Origin of the sequence: Bacillus thermotolerans, assembly GCF_000812025.2 — a bacterium.
GTDB lineage: Bacteria > Bacillota > Bacilli > Bacillales > Domibacillaceae > Quasibacillus > Quasibacillus thermotolerans.
The window spans coordinates 1-18130 of sequence record NZ_JWJE02000067.1 but is presented as its reverse complement, the minus strand read 5'-3'; the positions used below and the strand labels follow the sequence as shown (position 1 = coordinate 18130).

The 18130-nt window shown below is 44.4% G+C and carries 14 protein-coding genes and 1 pseudogene; 4 read left to right on the top strand and 11 right to left on the bottom strand.

What is annotated here, in order from left to right; genetic code table 11:
• From QY97_RS20330 to QY97_RS17255, 6 genes and pseudogenes are all read right to left on the bottom strand, one after another.
• Positions 1-105: pseudogene (locus QY97_RS20330) on the bottom strand (electron transfer flavoprotein subunit beta); the annotation flags it as partial.
• Positions 102-995 carry a 3-hydroxyacyl-CoA dehydrogenase family protein gene (locus QY97_RS17275; RefSeq protein ID WP_039233890.1) on the bottom strand — a complete coding sequence of 298 codons (894 nt, stop codon included), beginning with the start codon at positions 993-995 and terminating at the stop codon, positions 102-104. The gene QY97_RS17275 and the pseudogene QY97_RS20330, both read right to left, overlap by 4 nt.
• Complete coding sequence (locus QY97_RS17270; protein ID WP_052729013.1) at positions 976-2607, bottom strand: long-chain-fatty-acid--CoA ligase; 1632 nt, start codon at positions 2605-2607, stop codon at positions 976-978. Before QY97_RS17270 ends, QY97_RS17275 begins: the two co-directional genes overlap by 20 nt.
• A gap of 29 nt (positions 2608-2636) precedes the next feature.
• The gene (locus QY97_RS17265) at positions 2637-3914 is read right to left on the bottom strand and encodes an MFS transporter (protein ID WP_052729012.1); all 1278 of its coding nucleotides are present in this window, start codon (positions 3912-3914) and stop codon (positions 2637-2639) included.
• Between the two features lie 313 nt (positions 3915-4227).
• Positions 4228-5382 (bottom strand): acyl-CoA dehydrogenase family protein, encoded by a 1155-nt coding sequence (locus QY97_RS17260; protein ID WP_039233887.1) that lies wholly within the window; start codon positions 5380-5382, stop codon positions 4228-4230.
• Between the two features lie 231 nt (positions 5383-5613).
• On the bottom strand, positions 5614-7296 hold the full coding sequence (locus QY97_RS17255; protein ID WP_039233885.1) for a sigma-54 interaction domain-containing protein: 1683 nt from the start codon (positions 7294-7296) through the stop codon (positions 5614-5616).
• Between the two features lie 158 nt (positions 7297-7454).
• On the opposite strand from QY97_RS17255, the gene QY97_RS17250 reads away from it, so the two are divergent.
• A complete protein-coding gene (locus tag QY97_RS17250) occupies positions 7455-8399 on the top strand; it encodes a bile acid:sodium symporter family protein (protein ID WP_039233882.1) in 945 nt (314 codons plus the stop codon).
• Between the two features lie 59 nt (positions 8400-8458).
• Here QY97_RS17250 and QY97_RS17245 read toward each other — a convergent pair whose 3' ends face one another.
• From QY97_RS17245 to QY97_RS17230, 4 genes are all read right to left on the bottom strand, one after another.
• Entirely contained in the window at positions 8459-9181 is a 723-nt protein-coding gene (locus QY97_RS17245; protein ID WP_082090042.1) for a hypothetical protein, read from the bottom strand.
• A gap of 116 nt (positions 9182-9297) precedes the next feature.
• The gene (locus tag QY97_RS17240; protein ID WP_229731604.1) at positions 9298-10086 is read right to left on the bottom strand and encodes a YhfC family intramembrane metalloprotease; all 789 of its coding nucleotides are present in this window, start codon (positions 10084-10086) and stop codon (positions 9298-9300) included.
• Positions 10087-10205: 119 nt separating this feature from the next.
• A complete protein-coding gene (locus tag QY97_RS17235) occupies positions 10206-11471 on the bottom strand; it encodes a glycosyl hydrolase family 18 protein (RefSeq protein ID WP_039233880.1) in 1266 nt (421 codons plus the stop codon).
• A 126-nt stretch (positions 11472-11597) separates the two neighbouring features.
• Positions 11598-12509, bottom strand: a complete 912-nt coding sequence (locus tag QY97_RS17230) for a cation diffusion facilitator family transporter (protein WP_039233877.1) — start codon at positions 12507-12509, stop codon at positions 11598-11600.
• 284 nt (positions 12510-12793) lie between these two features.
• Here QY97_RS17230 and zupT point away from each other — a divergent pair, with 284 nt between their 5' ends.
• The 3 genes from zupT to QY97_RS17215 all read left to right on the top strand — a co-directional run bounded on the left by zupT (position 12794) and on the right by QY97_RS17215 (position 17175).
• Positions 12794-13600 carry a zinc transporter ZupT gene (zupT, locus tag QY97_RS17225; protein WP_039233874.1) on the top strand — a complete coding sequence of 269 codons (807 nt, stop codon included), beginning with the start codon at positions 12794-12796 and terminating at the stop codon, positions 13598-13600.
• A 95-nt stretch (positions 13601-13695) separates the two neighbouring features.
• Positions 13696-14883 carry a DHH family phosphoesterase gene (locus QY97_RS17220; RefSeq protein ID WP_039233867.1) on the top strand — a complete coding sequence of 396 codons (1188 nt, stop codon included), beginning with the start codon at positions 13696-13698 and terminating at the stop codon, positions 14881-14883.
• 165 nt (positions 14884-15048) lie between these two features.
• The gene (locus QY97_RS17215; protein WP_046128603.1) at positions 15049-17175 is read left to right on the top strand and encodes a metallophosphoesterase family protein; all 2127 of its coding nucleotides are present in this window, start codon (positions 15049-15051) and stop codon (positions 17173-17175) included.
• A 26-nt stretch (positions 17176-17201) separates the two neighbouring features.
• On the opposite strand, the gene QY97_RS17210 is transcribed toward QY97_RS17215, so the two are convergent.
• On the bottom strand, positions 17202-17909 hold the full coding sequence (locus QY97_RS17210; RefSeq protein WP_039233865.1) for a superoxide dismutase family protein: 708 nt from the start codon (positions 17907-17909) through the stop codon (positions 17202-17204).
• Between the last annotated feature and the right edge of the window lie 221 nt (positions 17910-18130).

The following is an 18130-nucleotide window of genomic DNA, read 5'->3' as shown; positions in this document are numbered from 1 at the left end:
TGGATTGATAATAAACTCAGCACCGTCTTCCTGTATGGTTCCGCCTTGAATATTGATTTTTTCCTCTGTATCAAATGTTCTTTTTAGTAAGACATAAATATTCATACTCTCGCCCCCACTTTCTTTCCTTGCTCATCGTATTCGTAAAAGCCTTTGCCTGATTTCCTTCCCAGCTCGCCTCGTTCCACTTTTTCCTGCACAATTTTTGATGGCTTGTCCCCTTCATTCCCGCTCTCCTGGTACCGCTGCATTCGAACAAAGTAATTCACATCTAGACCAGTTAAATCCATTAATGAAAAAGGCCCGATTGGATGGTTTAGTGCTTTTGTGCAAACAAGATCAATTTCCTCATGTGTTGCATAGCCGTTTTCTAAAAGAAACAACGCTTCATCCGTCAGCTTTCCTAGAATACGGTTGGCAATGAATCCTGATATCTCCTTCTTTAGCAATACCGGTGTCTTGCCAATGGAGCGGACAAACTCGACTGCAGTCTCGGCCGTCTGTAAAGAAGTATGGGGCCCTTTCACGACTTCAACGAGCTCCATGACAAGGGCTGGATTGAAGAAGTGAATATTGCATACTCTCTCCGGATAGCTGACCGCATCAGCGATTTTGGAGCTGACAATAGTTGAACTGTTTGTTCCTAAAATGGTCTCCGGACTGACGATACGACTAAGCTCAGCAAACAGCTCTCGTTTGACCTCCAGCTTTTCCACAATCGCTTCAATCACGATAGTTACTTCTCTTAGCTGCTCCGGCTCAGTTGTAAATAAGATTCTTCCAAAGGCCTGTCCAGCTTCCTCTGCCGTGAGCCGGCCTTTCTTTATCCGTTTATCCATCTGTTCCTGCAGCAGCTGCTTTGCTCTTTGCAAGCTGCCCTCATCAATATCCTGCAAAACCACGGGATAACCAGCGAGCGCACAGACCATAGCAATTTGTGAACCCATTGCCCCAGAACCGATCACACCTGCTTTTTCAATTGTCTGACCGTTCATTTTCTTCCTCTCTCCTTTCCATCTCCTCTTTTACAAGCAGCCTTTTTAATAGCTTTCCCACTCCATTTCTCGGGAGGCTATCTCTTATTTCAAATACTTTCGGAACTTTATAAGGCGTCAGCTTCGCATAACAATAGTTTTGTAGATCATCTACATCAATAAGACGGCCTTCTTTCGGCACGATATAAGCTTTTACAATCTCTCCATGAGTGTCATGAGGAAGTCCAACGACAGCTGCTTCTTTAATATCTTCATGCTCATAAAGAATGCTTTCAATTTCTGGCGGGTATACATTAAAGCCGCCGAAAATAATCATTTCTTTTTTTCGCCCTACAATATAGAAATAGCCATCCTCGTCCATTGTTGCTAAATCTCCCGTATGCATCCAGCCGCTTTGTAAAGCCTGCTTCGTCTCCGACTCGTTATTCCAATAGCCCTTCATGACTTGTGGCCCTTTAATAAGGAGCTCACCAACATAATTAGGCCCGAGCTCGTTGTGATCTGAATCGACGATGCGGCAATCCGTGCCTGGCACGGGAATACCGATACTTCCTACCTTCCTCTCGCCGTGCACCGGATTGCGGTGAGTGGTCGGTGAGGTTTCAGACATCCCGAAACCTTCGAAGATTTTCGTGCCCGCTATGTCCTCAAACTTTTTGATAACCTCTATCGGCAGCGGGGCAGAACCTGAGGAGCATATCTTCAGCGAATCCAACCCATACTCACATATCTTTGGATGATTGACGAATGTAATATACATTTTTGGTACACCCGAGAACATAGTCGGACGGTACTCTTTGACCTTTTCTAATACTTCATCCGTGTCGAATTTTTCAATGACTAAGAGATTCGCTCCTATATATAAACCTAGATTCATAGCACCGGTCATCGCATACACATGGTAAAGCGGTGTAACGGCCAGGACGGTTTCTTCACCAAGGATAATTTTTTCCTTATACATGGAAAAGCATTGTATGACATTCGTCATGAGGTTAAAGTGCGTAAGCATCGCACCTTTCGTCTTGCCCGTCGTTCCTCCCGTATATTGAATAACTGCTACATCTTCTTTTGCTTCTATTGGTTCAGGTGCTTCTAGCGGCTCACCGGACGCAATCAACTTTTCCATATGTAAAATGGACATCTCTTCTTCATCGATTTGCGATCCAATGATGTACTTACATGTGTAAAAATCCGAAATCTCTTGAATTGTTTGCAGAGAACGTGAATTCACCACAATATAGGACGCACGGGCATCGTCTAAAATTTGAAGCAGCTCTCTCGGCGTATAGGCTGGGTTAATTTGAACAACAATTAACCCTAATGCATGCGCAGCATAGTAAGCTGTAATATAGTCGGGATGATTACCGACCGCTAAACCAATCCGTTCTCCTTTTTGGAAATTCAGGCTTTTCCAGCTGCTTGCCAAGCAGTCCACCCGCTTTTTCAATTCTCCATAGGTAATCACCTTGTCGTTAAAAGTAATGGCAGGCCGGTCTCCGTATTTAACTGCTGATTCATGTAACAGGCTATAAAGCGATACTTCGGGCAATTCTAAATTCAACTCCGCATCACTGTAATATTTCTGCCAAGGCTGCTGTTGTATTTTTTGCAATGGCTTCACCTCCATATCATTTTTATCTGCTAGTTAGACTTCTGAAGCAGATCTTCTCCCTCTGCTTGTCCCTCCCCCTCTACATTCGTTGCCGGTTTAACGAAGTATAGGAATAATGCAGAAAATACTAGAATAAGCACAGCCATAAAAAGAATAGAAAGGTTATGGCCAAACACTTCATTTGACGGGGTCAAGCTAATAATAAAACCGGTTAAAGCCGGGGCAACAATTCCTGCAACGTTACCTGAAGAGGTTAAAATACTCGTCATTAACCCCCCTCTCTCAGGCATTTCATTAATCATGATCGTTGGGCCGATCGGCAGGATCGTATAAGTTAGTCCTTTTGCTAAACACATCGCCGCAATTACCCAAACCGGATGCTGAAAGGCAAGAATAGAGGTCATACACAAAGCCCCGGCAATCATTGAGGCAGCTACTACAAATACACGTGAAAGACGCCAATTTTGATTCCTTTTAAACAAATAATCTGACAAAGAGGACACACCGATATAAATCAATGTAGAGGCGATCCCTATAACGGCTACAGCCATCCCCATCTGGCCAGCCGTCATGTTAATGACTTCAACAAGGTAAATAGGCAGCCAAACTGAAAACCAAACAACAAGACAATAAGTTGAAAAATAAGCAAGTGTCGTAAACAGAGCGGCAGGTGAGGCTAATAATAGAAGAAAAGCTTTTATATCCAGCTTTTCTAATTTTTTTGTTTGTTTCTGCTTTGCCTGTTCGTACACTTCAGCCGGGCTTTCTTTTGTCAGCAGCTGAAAAGCGACTGCCCAGACAATACTTGCTGCTCCTAAAGCAGCAAAAGCCATCTTCCATCCGAGTATTTCAATTAGGGCAACAAGTAGAGGGGCTACGATCATCGCTCCCACTGTAGCACCCGATACAACAACAGAGTTAGCAAACCCGCGAAGCTTTGGCGGGAACCATTTATGTGCATGGCTATAAGCGACTGGGCTAAACGGTCCTTCAAATGCTCCTAGCAGGACACGGTAAAGGACCAGAAATGGCAAGGCAGCAATTGCCAGCACGCCAAATTGTAAAACCGCCCACGTCAGCATTAGAAATCCGAGCATTTTTTTCGCACCGATTCGGTCTGCTAAAGCTGCTCCAAAAATCCCTGTCACCGGATATAGCCAGTAATAGCTGCTCCCTACAATGCCCCACTGTGCATAGGAAAGATTTAAGTCTTCCATTATCGGCACGGCCGCAAGCCCGATAATGGATTTGTCAGCAAAGTTAATGATCATACCAAAAAACAAGAGGACGAGAACTACCCAACGCATTATAATCCCTCATTTCGTCTAAAAAATGCCGGTAAATGAATCTATCTCCATAACCTTCCTCAATCTCACCAGCCATTGCCTTCTATTCATTTCATAGGCTATTAAGCCATGGGTATGTCATGCGAATGCTTTGTCTGGCCGCCTAATGAGCGGTACGCTCCCACACGGCATCCTTTACAAGAACGGGCTGGGCTGTATATAAAGTTTGAGATCTCTCGCATCCCCTCTCTTAGCAGCCCTGCCAGTTCAAATGGTCTTTTCCTCCGTATTGTATGGACATTGAATGAATAATGATCGGGTATATGTGCTGTTGTTAGTTCGCATTTTCACTTAATACATGTCTAGCAATTAACATGCGCTGTACTTCACTCGTCCCTTCGTAAATCTTAGTGATCCGTGCATCCCGATAAAATCTCTCTACCGGATAATCAGCTACATATCCCATGCCGCCATGGATCTGAACAGCTTTATCCGCTACCCGGTTAAAGACTTCGGAAGCATACAGCTTGGCCATAGATGCTTCTTTAATCGCTTTCTTTCCATCATCGATCATATGGGCCGCTTTCATCATCAGCATACGGGCCGCTTCTGTTTCTGTCGCCATATCTGCGAGCATCCATTGAATTGCCTGGTTGTCTGCAATAGGCTTTCCAAATTGCTTGCGCTCCTGTGCATATGAAGCGGAAAGCTCTATCAGCTTCTCAGCGGACCCTACTGCTCTAGCTGCCAAGCCAACGCGGCCTTCTCCAAGAATTTTCAGAGCTGACATGTATCCCATGCCAACTTCACCAATGACATTTTCTTCTGGTACCTCGCAATCTTCGAAAATCAGCTGGGCCGTATGAGAACCTTTCAGCCCCATCTTTTTGTCCAGCTTTCCAACTGTAAAGCCAGGAAAGTCTTTCTCCACCAAAAACGAGGTAATCCCTCCTTTTGCCCCTTTCTCTCTATCTGTCAAAGCAAATACTGTGAATACATCAGCAATCGGAGCGTTTGTGATAAAGTGCTTCGTTCCATTTAAAACCCACTTATCTCCCCGTTTCACCGCTGTAGTGGATAGATTGGTCGCATCTGAGCCTGCACTAGGTTCTGATAAGGCGAAGGCGCCGATTTTGTTGCCGGCTGCCATATCAGGCAAATACTTTTCCTTCAGTCTTTCCGACCCGAGCCTCACAAGTCCTACACTGCCAATCCCTGTATGAGCGCTAATCACCGTTGCAAATCCGTTACTGGAGCGCCCCAGCTCTCCAAGCACCATTGCTTTGCCAACAGTATTCAATCCGATGCCGCCATACTCCTCCGGGATGCTCATGCCGAACAGTCCTAATTCTTTCGCTTGTTCAATCAAGCTCTTAGGAATGCGGTCTTCCTCTTCTATTTGCTGTGCTAACGGCTCGACCTCATTATCTACAAAACTTCTAATCATCTGTTTCATTTGCTCTAATTCCAGTGCCATTGTTTCAACCATTTGAATGCCTCCCCTTTATTTGTACTTGCTACTTATATAGCAAGTAGTGTGCCAGTCAAATACAGGGAAATAGTTAGAAAAATTTAACTTTTTGGATATTTCGATTCAATTTTGTATCAAGAGTGTCTCCTTTTAGCTTCCCTGTGTTGATTCAGTTTTGTATCAATGATTTATTCTTGAATCAAATGCTCTATTTATCAAAGGAAAAAGCTATCTTTCGAGATAGCTTTTTTATATTTCAATCTTTATGCCATACTTTTTCATTTTTCGAACAACCGTCGGCTGACTTGTCTCTAGCGCTTCAGCTATTTCGTAGGTTGTTTTATACTTTTCAGCCGCTTTTCTTAATACGTGTTGCTCTGCTTCTTCGGCTGCTTGTTTTAATGTCATAATTGGTTTGCTGCTTGAGGCAGGCGGCTCCGGTTTCGCTTGATACTCAGCAGGCAGATGCTCCAAGCCGAGCATATTTTCCCTATTCAGCAAGACGATCCGTTCTAACAGGTTAGATAACTCCCGCACATTTCCCGGCCAGTCATACTGATAGAAAAAAGCCTTCAGTTCTTCATTCAATTGCTTGGCCAGGCCGTATTTTTTGTTCAGCTTTTTTAAATACACATTCAGCAGCGGCAGAATCTCTTCTTTCCTCTCCCGAAGAGGCGGGATATGTACAGGCACGACATTTAGTCGGTAAAATAAATCCTCACGAAACTCGCCATTTTGCACCATTTTCTTTAAATTCCGATTGGTCGCTGCAATCAGGCGGACATCAACCATTTTCGATGTCGTACTGCCTACCCGCTGAATCTCCCGCTCCTGGATGACGCGCAGCAGCTTTACTTGAAGATTAAGGGGCATTTCCCCGATTTCATCTAAAAAAAGAACGCCCTTGTCTGCCAGCTCAAACATCCCCGGCTTGCCTTGCTTATTTGCACCGGTGAAGGCACCGCTTGAGTAGCCAAATAACTCTGATTCTAACAGGTCCGGCGGAATCGCTCCGCAGTTTACTTTTATAAACTTGCCGGCCCTGCTCCTCTCGCTGTGCTGATAAATATACTTAGCCAGCACATCCTTGCCGACACCCGTTTCCCCTAAGATGAGAACGGTCGCTTCTACATTGGCAATGCGGCCTGCCGTATCGTAAATAAGGCGCATCTGCTCGCTTTCTATTACGACATCCTTATCCGAGATAGAAAGCCGGCCCTTTAACCTTTCAATTTCTTTCTGATAGCTTTTGTTCATTTCATTTGCCTGCTGCAGAGCGGATTGCAGCTCATTTAAGTCCGATAAGTCGCGAATATTCGTCACAACGCTCTCTACTTCCCCGTCTTCATTGAATATAGGGCTGCCTGTCATTAACGTTTCTCGTCCGGAATAATTCAATTGTATAACAGACACTGGCTTCTTTTTCTCTACTACTTGTTCAGACACGGATGTCTGAAGGATCCCTCTCTTCATTAGATCGGCAACATTTTTATTAATATAGTATTCCTTTGGGATACCGGTAATCCGCTCAATGGCTGAATTTGTTTTCAGCGTAATTCCATCCTTATCTGTAATATAGATACCATCATATGAGCTTTCAATAATGGCATCTAGATGACGGTTGGCCTGCTTGAGCTCTTCTAATTCATCCAAAAGGCCAACGATTCCCTTCGAAAAGAACCCTGCATACATCACCCGTTCTTCATCGACCGGTTCCTTTATGAATAAGCAAGGCTGCTTATTCAACACTGTTCGGACGAGATCATCTTTTCTAACCGGCTGCCATTCATCAAAAACTTCCTTAATGTATTTATGTAAAGAATCTGGAGAAAGGTACTCACGTAACTTATCGTTAAGATAAAGGATTTGCTGATCCTCCGAAGCAACAAAATAAGGAAACGGAAGAGTATCTGTCGATAAAGCTGTGCTCATATACTGCCCCCCTTTCCCCTCATGTTAATTTATTTTTTAGAAAATTTAAACTGTTTTATACATTTATATCTCGCAGCTTTTATACCATAGATTTATTTAACCTTTCAAATTATTATTTAAATTATGATAATATAATTATGTGAGAAAGGGGTGATCCTATCAAAGGATTAGCGAAGGTTAGTCAGTTTGCCGGAAAAACATTTGCCATTTGGGTATTATTCGTTGCTGTACTCGCTTTTTTCCTCCCTGCCCAATTTATTTGGATTGCGCCCTACATTTCGCTGCTATTGGGGATTATTATGTTTGGGATGGGAATGACGCTGTCTGTGGACGACTTTAAAGCAGTGGCTAGACAACCGAAAAGCGTGCTATTTGGAGTACTGCTTCAATTTCTTGTGATGCCTCTTTTAGCCTATGTTCTGGCAAAACTTCTGCAGCTGCCGCCTGAAATTGCGATCGGCGTCATATTAGTCGGCTCTTGTCCGGGTGGTACAGCCTCAAATGTTATGACGTACCTGGCCAAAGGGAATACGGCTTTATCTGTTGCCGTTACATCTGTCTCTACACTTCTTGCTCCTGTATTCACCCCATTCATTATTTATATACTGGCCAGTGAATGGCTTGAAGTATCAGCGGCAGATATGTTTATCTCGATCATTAAAATTGTTCTTTTTCCTATTGTTCTTGGCTTAATTGTGAAGCTATTCTTAAAGGAGCAGGCAGAGAAAGGCGTCGAGGTCATGCCTCTTGTTTCTGTCATCGCGATTGTTGCAATCGTAGCGGCAGTAGTAGCGGGCAGCAAAGAGCAAATCATGCAATCTGGATTACTCATCTTCGGTGTCGTTATATTACACAATGGACTCGGCTATTTGTTTGGTTTTCTCGCCGCAAAGCTGTTGAAGCTTTCTTACCCTGACCAAAAAGCCCTGTCTATCGAAGTCGGCATGCAAAACTCAGGACTCGGTGCTGCCCTGGCTTCTGCCCACTTCAGCCCGCTCGCTGCGGTTCCAAGCGCAATTTTCAGCTTTTGGCATAATATATCCGGACCGCTGCTTGCTACTTACTGGGCCAGAAGGTCAGAGACTAAGCGTACGCAAAATTAATTGAAAAGGACAGCCGGCAAGTGTACGCTGTCCTTTTTATACGGATATTTTGCCTTTAACTATGTTGATAGAAACAATAAGATAGAATAACCGACAAGCCCTAAAAGGAAGGCCCAGAAGTTACTCTCCCTTTCCTCGGGCAGCTCTTCCTTCATTACATTCAGAATGACACCGCCAGCTAAAAAGGCAAATAAAAATGAGACAACGCTTTTATCCAACTCTGTTAACACACCGAATATCCAACCGCCAATCACAGCAGTCGACAGGACCCAACGGCCCTTCCGATCATATATTTCCTCGTGTGCCTGCCGCAATCCATGATCGTTTGAAATAAAGTGAACAGCCATGGCGACAAAATAAAACAGCAGATCCCGAAGTCCTTTCTCTTCTCCCCGAATGAGCAGGTAACCGATAAGGGCGTTATACAAAGCGAATGAAGCCATATGCAGCCAGAACACTGCGCTGTTCACCCCTTCCCCCGGGTGCTTCCTCGCAGACTGGCTAACCATTCTCTGCAGGCCATAAAAAATAGCGAGCCCTGCCATAGCACATAAATAAATCTCAGACTCCATCATAAGCGCCTCGCCTTTCTCTCTGACGGACTCTGTTTCCCGATGATACTGGCTAAGCTCCGGCAGTAAATGCAGAAACACGTACGCAACAGAAATACCGCCAGCGACGGATAGTAAACGGCTGCGCGGCACATTTTCTAAAAAAGTCATGTACTTAGATAACCAATGGATAATAGCAAAACCCAATGCGAATAAAAACGTCAGCAGCACTCTTTTCCCTCCTCTATTCTGCTTGATTTCCCTCCTCACTGAAGAGCAAAACAAAAACCTCCGCTTTATTCAGTTAACTGAATAAAGCGGAGGTTTTCACGTGGAACTTTTTCCTCTTACGTCTGCCGAAACTTTTCTTTCATTTTTTTCAACATGAAGAGTGACAGCCCGGCAAATGCTATGACCCAGGCTTCTATTAACCAGATGCTTGTCACGATCCCCACCTGGTAAAGAGCTACAAAGAAGTCAACAAGAAGATGAAGCCCTATTGCATATAATACATATTGAAACTTCCTTGCTTTTACTCCAAACAACACGATGACAGAGAAAGTAATCTGTATAATAATCGCAGCGGCTCTTTCTACCGCTCCTAGCGCATAGAGCCAAAAACCAGTGTCAATGACTTGCTGTTTGATCGCGGCTACCTGATCAGCCGGCAAGGCAGAAAAGACCGTCTCAAAGGTACCGGCATTTACCATCGTTGCATAAATAAACGCATTGACCGCGCCGAAAGCACCAATGAGGACCGCTTCAATTCCGCCATGACCGATACCAAGAGAGACACCATCGCCAAATTCACGGCTGTTCTTCAAAACAAATAAGAATGCCAAGTACCGGCCCAGCTCTTCGAATACCGCTGCTGCCAGCCCGCCATATAATGCAAATAAATACGGGTTATCAGATACCTTCAGCGATGGACCTGCCGGGTCAATCATCACGGTATGAAGACCTGCTTCAAGCACCTGGGCGAATAAAATAAAGACAGCAATCCCTGTGAAAAAAGCTTTCCAAGAAAAATAACCTTTTCTGCTCCAATAAATGATTAAGCCAATAGGCAACAGGATAGAGATCAGCAGCTGAATCACCATACCTGCATAAGCAGAGGATTCGACCAGCTTCTTCACCTTCTTTCTAAATGAATTCCAGCTTTCCTCTTTTCAACAAGAGAACAAACAAGCAGATATCTTTGATGTTCGACTTCTTCTCTAAAAAATCCTCTTCTGTCAAGAAGAGGAAATCTGTTTCACTTTTCCGCCTGTATATTTCTCTCCACATACGCCCAATTTTGAGGAAAGGAAAAGCGGAGCCGCCAATAAGTTGTGCCTAATAAATTGTACTCCTGAAGCAGCTGGTACTTTGCTCTCACACTCTGTATGTCCTCAAAGAAAACAGCATGCTCCGCTTGCCCCCGTCTATAGCGGTAATGCGGTGATTGAGCCCGTTCATCGTATTGAATAGGCACTCCGCTGGCGATCGCCCGGTTTTGTGCATCCAATACGGAAATCATCTCCGCATTGGTCTCTGCCTGTACAGGGAGGGTCCAGTCATAGCCGTATAAGCTCATAGCCATCATAAGCTTGCGAGAACTGATTTGACTCGTTGCATAATTCAATACTTCTTCAACCCACCAAATCGGAGCAATAGGATCAGGGGGTCCAGCCGCATAACCGTAATCAATCGTCATTACTGCTGTTATATCAGCTATCTCCCCTATCGCTGCATAATCCAAAAAACCCGTCAGGCGGTTTTCCGGAAAATCGTCGGTTTTTGCATGAGCATTTATCTGCAGTATCCTGCTGCCAAGCTTCTGCTTTAATTCCTTCAAAAAAGCTGTAAAATCCTGACGACGTTCTGGCGGGACGAACTCAAAGTCAATACTGACGCCAGCATACCCCTTTTCCTCTATTGTTTCAGCAATATTGTTAATTAACACAGTGCGCGGCTCAGCATGCAGAATAGCAGCCGCCAGTTCAGCACTGAAGTTGTTTTCCTCATAATTGCTCATTACCATTAGAGGACGAATGTTGTTTTCTCTGCATGCCGCCAAAATCTCCTCATCTTCCGCCTCAATCAGGTCACCGGCTCGTGTAAAGGAATACGTGAAGACTGCTAAATACGTAATAGAGCCAGCTAATTCTCTTAGCTTCTCTGTATAAGGAGTTCCAGCGTAAGCGTCCATAAACACAAGTGTCTGCATCGTGTACCGCTGATTCGTTGGTATAACGAGATGACCGCCCACTGGCAATTCGTTAGGAGCAATACCCGGGTTGGCCGCTAAAATAAGCGGGACCGTCGACGCAAAAGTTTCAGCAAGTTGTGATAAGGTATCACCGGCTTTCACCTGATAAAACCGTTCCGGCAGCCTGTTATCCGGTATATATAAGTGGAGTCCCGGCACAAGAGCACCTGACATAAGGCCATTTACCTGCATAATGGTTGAAATCGGCACTTGATACATATTCGCTATTTTCCACACTGTGTCTCCTTGCCGAACTGTATGAATAGTCATCCTTTCTCCCCTTCAATTTACTTAGTTACTCTTATACTCATATGAATCAGAGAGGAAAATCTGAACCGAAACCCAAAATAAAAAGCCTTAAAAGCTTTACAGCTTCGAAGGCAAGTACGAAATCATTCAGTTACAATGATCACCTTTACAGAACCCGTCCTCTCTATCCAATTGAATCGTTGTATGCTCAATATGAAACTCGTGATTCAGCTTATGCTGGGCCTGTTGCAAAATCAGAGGGTAATCGGCTTCTTTGCTGACGATAAGGTGGCAGCTAAGCGCTGGGAAATCAGAGGTGATCGCCCAAACATGCAGATCATGCACATCTTGTACATCCCGCAAAGCGAGTAAAGCTCTCTTCACTTCTTCTACATCAATATGGACCGGCACTCCCTCCATCAAGATATGAAGAGAATCCTTCGCTACACGCCAGCCGCTGATAATAATCAATACAGCCACAATCACACTGGCAATCGGGTCAGCTAACTGCCAGCCAAAGAACATAATAAGCAAAGCAGCTGCAATGGCACCTACTGAACCAAGAAGATCACCTATCACATGCAGAAAGGCACTTCCCACGTTCAAATTCTCATCTTTATCGCCCTTCATCAAAATGTAAGCAGCTGTAATATTTACAAGCAGCCCAATGAGAGAAACAATCAGCATACCTGTGCTCATAACTTCGGGCGGAGCAAGAATTCTTCTGTATGCCTCCCAGAAAATATAGATGGATATCAAAATAAGGGTTAAACCATTAATAAAAGCAATAAGAATTTCAAAGCGCCTGTACCCATATGTTTTTGAAGAGGTCGCTGATTTTTCGCCAAACTTTAAAGCAAAGAAGCTTAGGCCTAACGCTGTCGCATCACTAAGCATGTGACCGGCATCCGATAATAAAGCCAGGCTATTCGTCAGCAGCCCTCCAATGACTTCAACGATCATATAGGCTGTAATAATAAAGAAAGACAGCTTAAGCGCCTGTTTATTTGATCCATGGTGATGGCCGTGATGATGGCTATGACTATGAGAGTGGCTCACCTGTAATTCTCCCTTTCATGAATATATGCTCATATATAAAATACTCTGTTTATATCTAAAGTGTTCAAGGTATTTGTAAGAAGAGCGTTTCTTCTGCTGCGCAACATAACGTGCCATTTCGGTGTTTATATGTTTCCCTGTTTTGATTCATTGTAACTTGACGGATAGTTTTCACCTGCGATAAAATGTTTCCCATGGTAAACTTTTTTTGGATAAGCGCACTTTCACACTTCACGCATATATATAAGTGACAATTAAGCTACCTTACTTAAGGAGGAAATCAGATGACCGAAAATCTGATCATTGCTTTTGCTTTAACCTTAATGGCTGGACTCGCCACTGGCATTGGCAGTATCCTTGCTTTCTTTACCAAGACAACCAATACAAAGTTCCTATCAATAGCGCTCGGCTTTTCTGCCGGAGTAATGATTTACGTGTCAATGATAGAGATTTTCGTAAAAGCGCAAGATGCTCTGACAAATGAATTCAATGAATTAGGAAACTGGATTACCGTTGCCAGCTTCTTCGGGGGAATGCTTCTCATTGCTTTAATTGATAAATGGATTCCTAAACAGAAGAACCCCCATGAACTGAAAAAGGTAGAGGACTTAGCTAGTCCCGTCACTGTATCCCAGCAGCCGCAGCTCATGAAAATGGGGCTATTCACCGCCCTGGCGATCGGTATTCATAACTTTCCTGAAGGGATCGCTACGTTTGCAGCCGCTGTGCAGGACCCTTCGCTCGGTGTGGCCATTGCCATTGCCATTGCTATCCACAACATTCCTGAAGGGATTGCGGTTTCCGTTCCTATTTACTTTGCGACAGGTGATAAGAAAAAGGCATTTAAGTTCTCCTTTCTATCCGGCCTCTCAGAGCCGATCGGAGCCTTGGTTGCCTGGCTATTCTTAATGCCATTCCTAAACGAGGTCATGTTCGGCATTATCTTTGCGGCGGTAGCAGGCATCATGGTGTTTATTTCTCTTGATGAACTGCTTCCTGCCGCTAAAAGATACGATGAGGAACACTTATCCATTTATGGTCTCATTGCCGGAATGGCTGTCATGGCAGTGAGTCTCTTGTTAGTCATTTAAGTTCTCTGCTTTTGGGTAATCTATAAAAGGAGCATTAAACATGCCGCCTTTCAACTATAGTGAAAGGCGGCTCTGTCTACTAAAGGGGTGAAATTATGTACAAGCTGCTATCTCACAATGACTTGGATGGTGTCGGTTGCGGCATACTGGCCAAGCTTGCTTTCGGCAAAGACGTCGCTATCCGTTACAACTCCATTTCGGGACTCAACTACGAAGTAGAATGGTTTCTAGAAAATGATTCTCCAAAAACATCGTTGATTATTACAGATCTGTCTGTGAATGAGGAAAACGAAAAGAAGCTGGAAGAATTCCATCAGGCTGGCGGAAAAGTACAGCTGCTGGACCATCATAAAACAGCCTTGCACTTTAACGAGTATGAATGGGCAGAGGTTATAGTAGAGGATGAAGAAAGCAAGCTTACTTCGGCTACCTCCCTATTTTACGGCTATCTGCAGAAATATGAACTGATTGAGCCTTCGGAGGCAATTAGTGAATTTGTAGAGCTCGTCAGACAATATGATACGTGGGAATGGGAAAAGAATGAAAATGAAGAAGCCCGCAGGCTGAATGCACTTTTCTTTCTTCTCTCGATTGATGAATTCGAAGAAAAGATGATTCACCGTCTGCAAACAAATGAACATTTTTTCTTCGATGAATTTGAAGAAAAGCTGCTTGATATGGAAGAAACAAAAGCAGAGCGGTATATCCGCCGCAAAAGACGTGAACTTGTGCAAATAAAAGTAAACGAATTATTTGCCGGTGTAGTATACGCTGAGTCCTATCACTCAGAGCTTGGAAATGAACTGGGCAAGGATAATCCCCACTTAGATTACATTGCTATCATCAACATTGGCGGAAAGCGGATGGGCTTCCGTACGATTCATGATCATGTAGATGTTTCAGAGGTTGCCGGCCGCTATGGAGGCGGCGGTCATGCCAAAGCATCAGGCTGCCAGCTCACCGAAGAGGCCTATAAGCATTTTGTCACTGATACCTTCCATCTCCCTCCTTTAAAAGAGGACGCTAAACGGAACCGGTATAATATGAAAGAGGCGCCATTTGGCACTCTTTATGAAAACCGGTCAGGAGACACCTTTCTCTTATATCCGGCTGGTGAAGACAAATGGCTGATCAAACATAAACAGCACGTATTAAAAGAAACATTCTCCAGCTTTCAAGAAGGCGAACGCTTCTTGAAACGGACTTATGAGGCGGCCCTCGCTAAGGATGACTTGTTCGTCCGTTATTTACAGCAATTAATTAACGATCAAACGAGTGAATAAACATTTCCTGCAAACAGACAGTCTGCACACGCCTTTCCGCTAGCGTGCAGGCTGTCTTTTTTATGCAGAAAGCTGACAGAGCCTGGGGAATATCACAGTTTTATCACAGAGTAAGCTTGTCTTGAATATGCTGTAGGAAATTCAAGAATCACGGTGGTGTCTTTGATGGAACTTCCCGACATTTTAGCCGGCCCTATTTTGCGAAGAACCAGCCCAGATAGCGTTTATATTTGGCTGGCTACCAGCCGGCCATTTCACATAGAAGCGAAGCTGTTCACGATTGAAGGAAGCAAGGAAAGCCATACTTGCAGCCATTTCCTGCTAAGTGATAGGAGTAACACAAAAAGTATCCAGTTCGGTCAACAGCTATTTATCCATTTGATACAGGTTATGCCAGCAGCTGATCCTTTTCCGGTCAATACCTTGCTTGGATATAATCTCTTTCTTTCAAACGGCGAGTCAAAAAAGGACTTAGCTGATTACGGCATGCTGTCTCCTGAATCTCCTTACTCCATCGTATATGACAATTTAAAGTACCCTTCCTTCTTTATCAGCCGGCAAAAGTCCTCTAATATCCTGTACGGCTCCTGCCGCAAGCTTCATGGAAAAGGAGGGGATGCCCTTACCGCAGCTGACTTCCGTATAGAGAAGGTATATGATCAGCTCGACAAACGACCGCATTCCCTCTTTCTTTTGGGCGATCAAATCTATGCAGATGATGTAGCTGATCCCCTTCTTCCTCCTCTCATCAAGCTCAGCAGACAATTAATGGGGAAGGATGAAGAGCTTTCGTTGCTTGATGAGCGGCTCAATCAGGAACCTTTTTGCCGGTCTCTCTTCCAAGCACGAGGACGTACATTCATTATGGAGCACTTCTGTCAATTCACTTCCAGCCATGCAGAAAACCATCTTATTCAGTTTGGAGAATATGCTGCTTTGTATTTGCTATCGTTTAGCCCTCAGTTGTGGGAATTCATTCAGCTGCAAAACGGCTTTCGCACTTTTAAGGAAGAAGATGAAGAAGGAAACATTTATTTCGCCTTTCGGGACGAAGAACATACGCTCGAGGAATTCTTTCGGGAATACGACTCAAATAAAGTACGGTTTAAGGAGCAATGGAACGAAATATGCTCCTCTGCCTGTTCACTTCGCCGCATCAGCCGCCTGCTTGCCAACACGCCATCTTATATGATTTTCGACGATCACGATATTACCGACGATTGGAACCTCTCTTCTGAATGGAAGGAGAGCGTTCGCCAATCAGCGCTTGGTGAACATGTGGTTGCTAACGGCTTAAGTGCTTATTGGGCTTTTCAAGGCTGGGGAAACCATCCAGAAGGATTTAATCATGATTTTATCGAGAAGATGAAAAGCTATTTTCGCGACATGGATGCGGCTTCCAATGAACACAAGGAATGGACAGCAAGCATGTGGGAATATGATTCCTGGCACTTTGTAACACCAACTGAGCCAAAGGCTTTGTTTCTTGATACCCGCACACAAAGAACGTATGACATGATGCCAAAGCCCGTTAAGATTGGCTGGATGGTCAGCGAGACAAAGCACAGCCCTCAGCTCGTCAGCCGGGATGCATTTAAGCGGGCTTCCCATTCGCTGCATGAAAGCGGCTGGCAAAGCGGGCAGCCATTGATCATTGCCTCTCCTGCCCCCTTCTATGGAATCGGTGTCATTGAGTCTATACTTGATTCTTATGTCTATCCTTTGAGAACCGCTGGGATTCCCGTTCATCAGGTGATGGATCATGAAGCCTGGAAGTATAACGGCAAAGGGTTTAGCGAATTTCTTCACTGGATTTTCACCTGGAATCCGAGTCGATGCTTCATTGTGTCGGGTGATGTCCATTATGCTTCCTCCGTATCGTCCAACGTGCAAGCAAGAGACGGGAATCAAGCTTCCATTGTTCAGTTCACAAGCAGCCCGATCAATAATAAAAGCTTCACTGGCATATGGGGTATGCTCATGAAAGCAATCGCTTTGTTTAATTCCTCGAAACGTAAAAAAGAAAGCATTACACGTTATTGCAGCAGCGACTACATGATCTTAAACCAGCCTTCTCCTTCCTCATGTCCATCGAATGCTCACTGGCAGGAAACCCTCCACTATTTGAAAACAGAGAAGGGAAGGCTTCTTGCCACTGATAACAATATCGGCCTTCTGTCATTGTCCGGCGAGCAGGCAGAAAACCGTCTGCTTTTTTATGACGGCTGGTTCAATAGCGAGACACGCTTTCAATCGATTTCCTTTAAACAGAAGAACCATCATGGAGAGTAAAGTCCCATGATGGTTCTTCCGTTTCTTTATTCTGCTGTAATCGCTCCGCATGCGATACGAGCTCCCGCATCGCCTGACGGCTGAGACTCCCCATCATCTGCCTTTTCGTGAATCACAAGTGCTGATCCGTCTTCATCCAACAAAGAGTTTTCTTCACCTACAGTAAATGTCACTTTGTCTGCGACTGTGTCAAGGACAGCTGTTCCATCCTCTTCGACAACCAAATTTTGCAGGTCACCAGCGTGTGGACCTTCCTCATGATTCATGCCATGACTTGCATCCGTGGGATTAAAATGACCGCCTGCTGATTCAAAGTCCGGTGCTTCACACTTTCCGGCTTCATGAATATGGAACCCATGCTCACCAGGAGGGAGATTAGAAGCTTCCAGCTTGATCGAAACTCCCTCATCCGTCTCTTCCATTGTAGCTGTAGCGACTTTTTCGCCATTACTGTCATTTAAGTCAATAACTACAGGATCAGTCACTTCGCCATTTTCGTTTGTTGTAATAGGCGTATCTGGGGATTCAGGAGCCTGTTCTTCTGTGCTCGTTCCTTCACTCGGCTCTCCCTCGGTTGTTCCTGAATCCGTTTCACTAGAGGCATCATTCGTTGCTTCCTCGTTGGTTGTCTCTTCATTAGCCGACTCATCCATTGTGTTCTCTCCGCCACCTCCGCATGCAGCTAAAATAAGCATGACAGCCATAAGCGCAGAGAACAGCCACCACTTTTTCAAATTCCCCTCTCCTTTCCACAATTTATGTACACTCTCACCATTACACCTTATTAATCATTTTAAACCTGTTTTTTTAATTTTCAGTTCTTTTGTCTGCTATAACAGCTATTGAAAAAGAGGCATTTTAACGAAAATCGAGTAGAGGGAAAATAAGTTGATTATTTTCGCCCCTCTCACACCACCGTACGTACGGTTCCGTATACGGCGGTTCAATTTATATT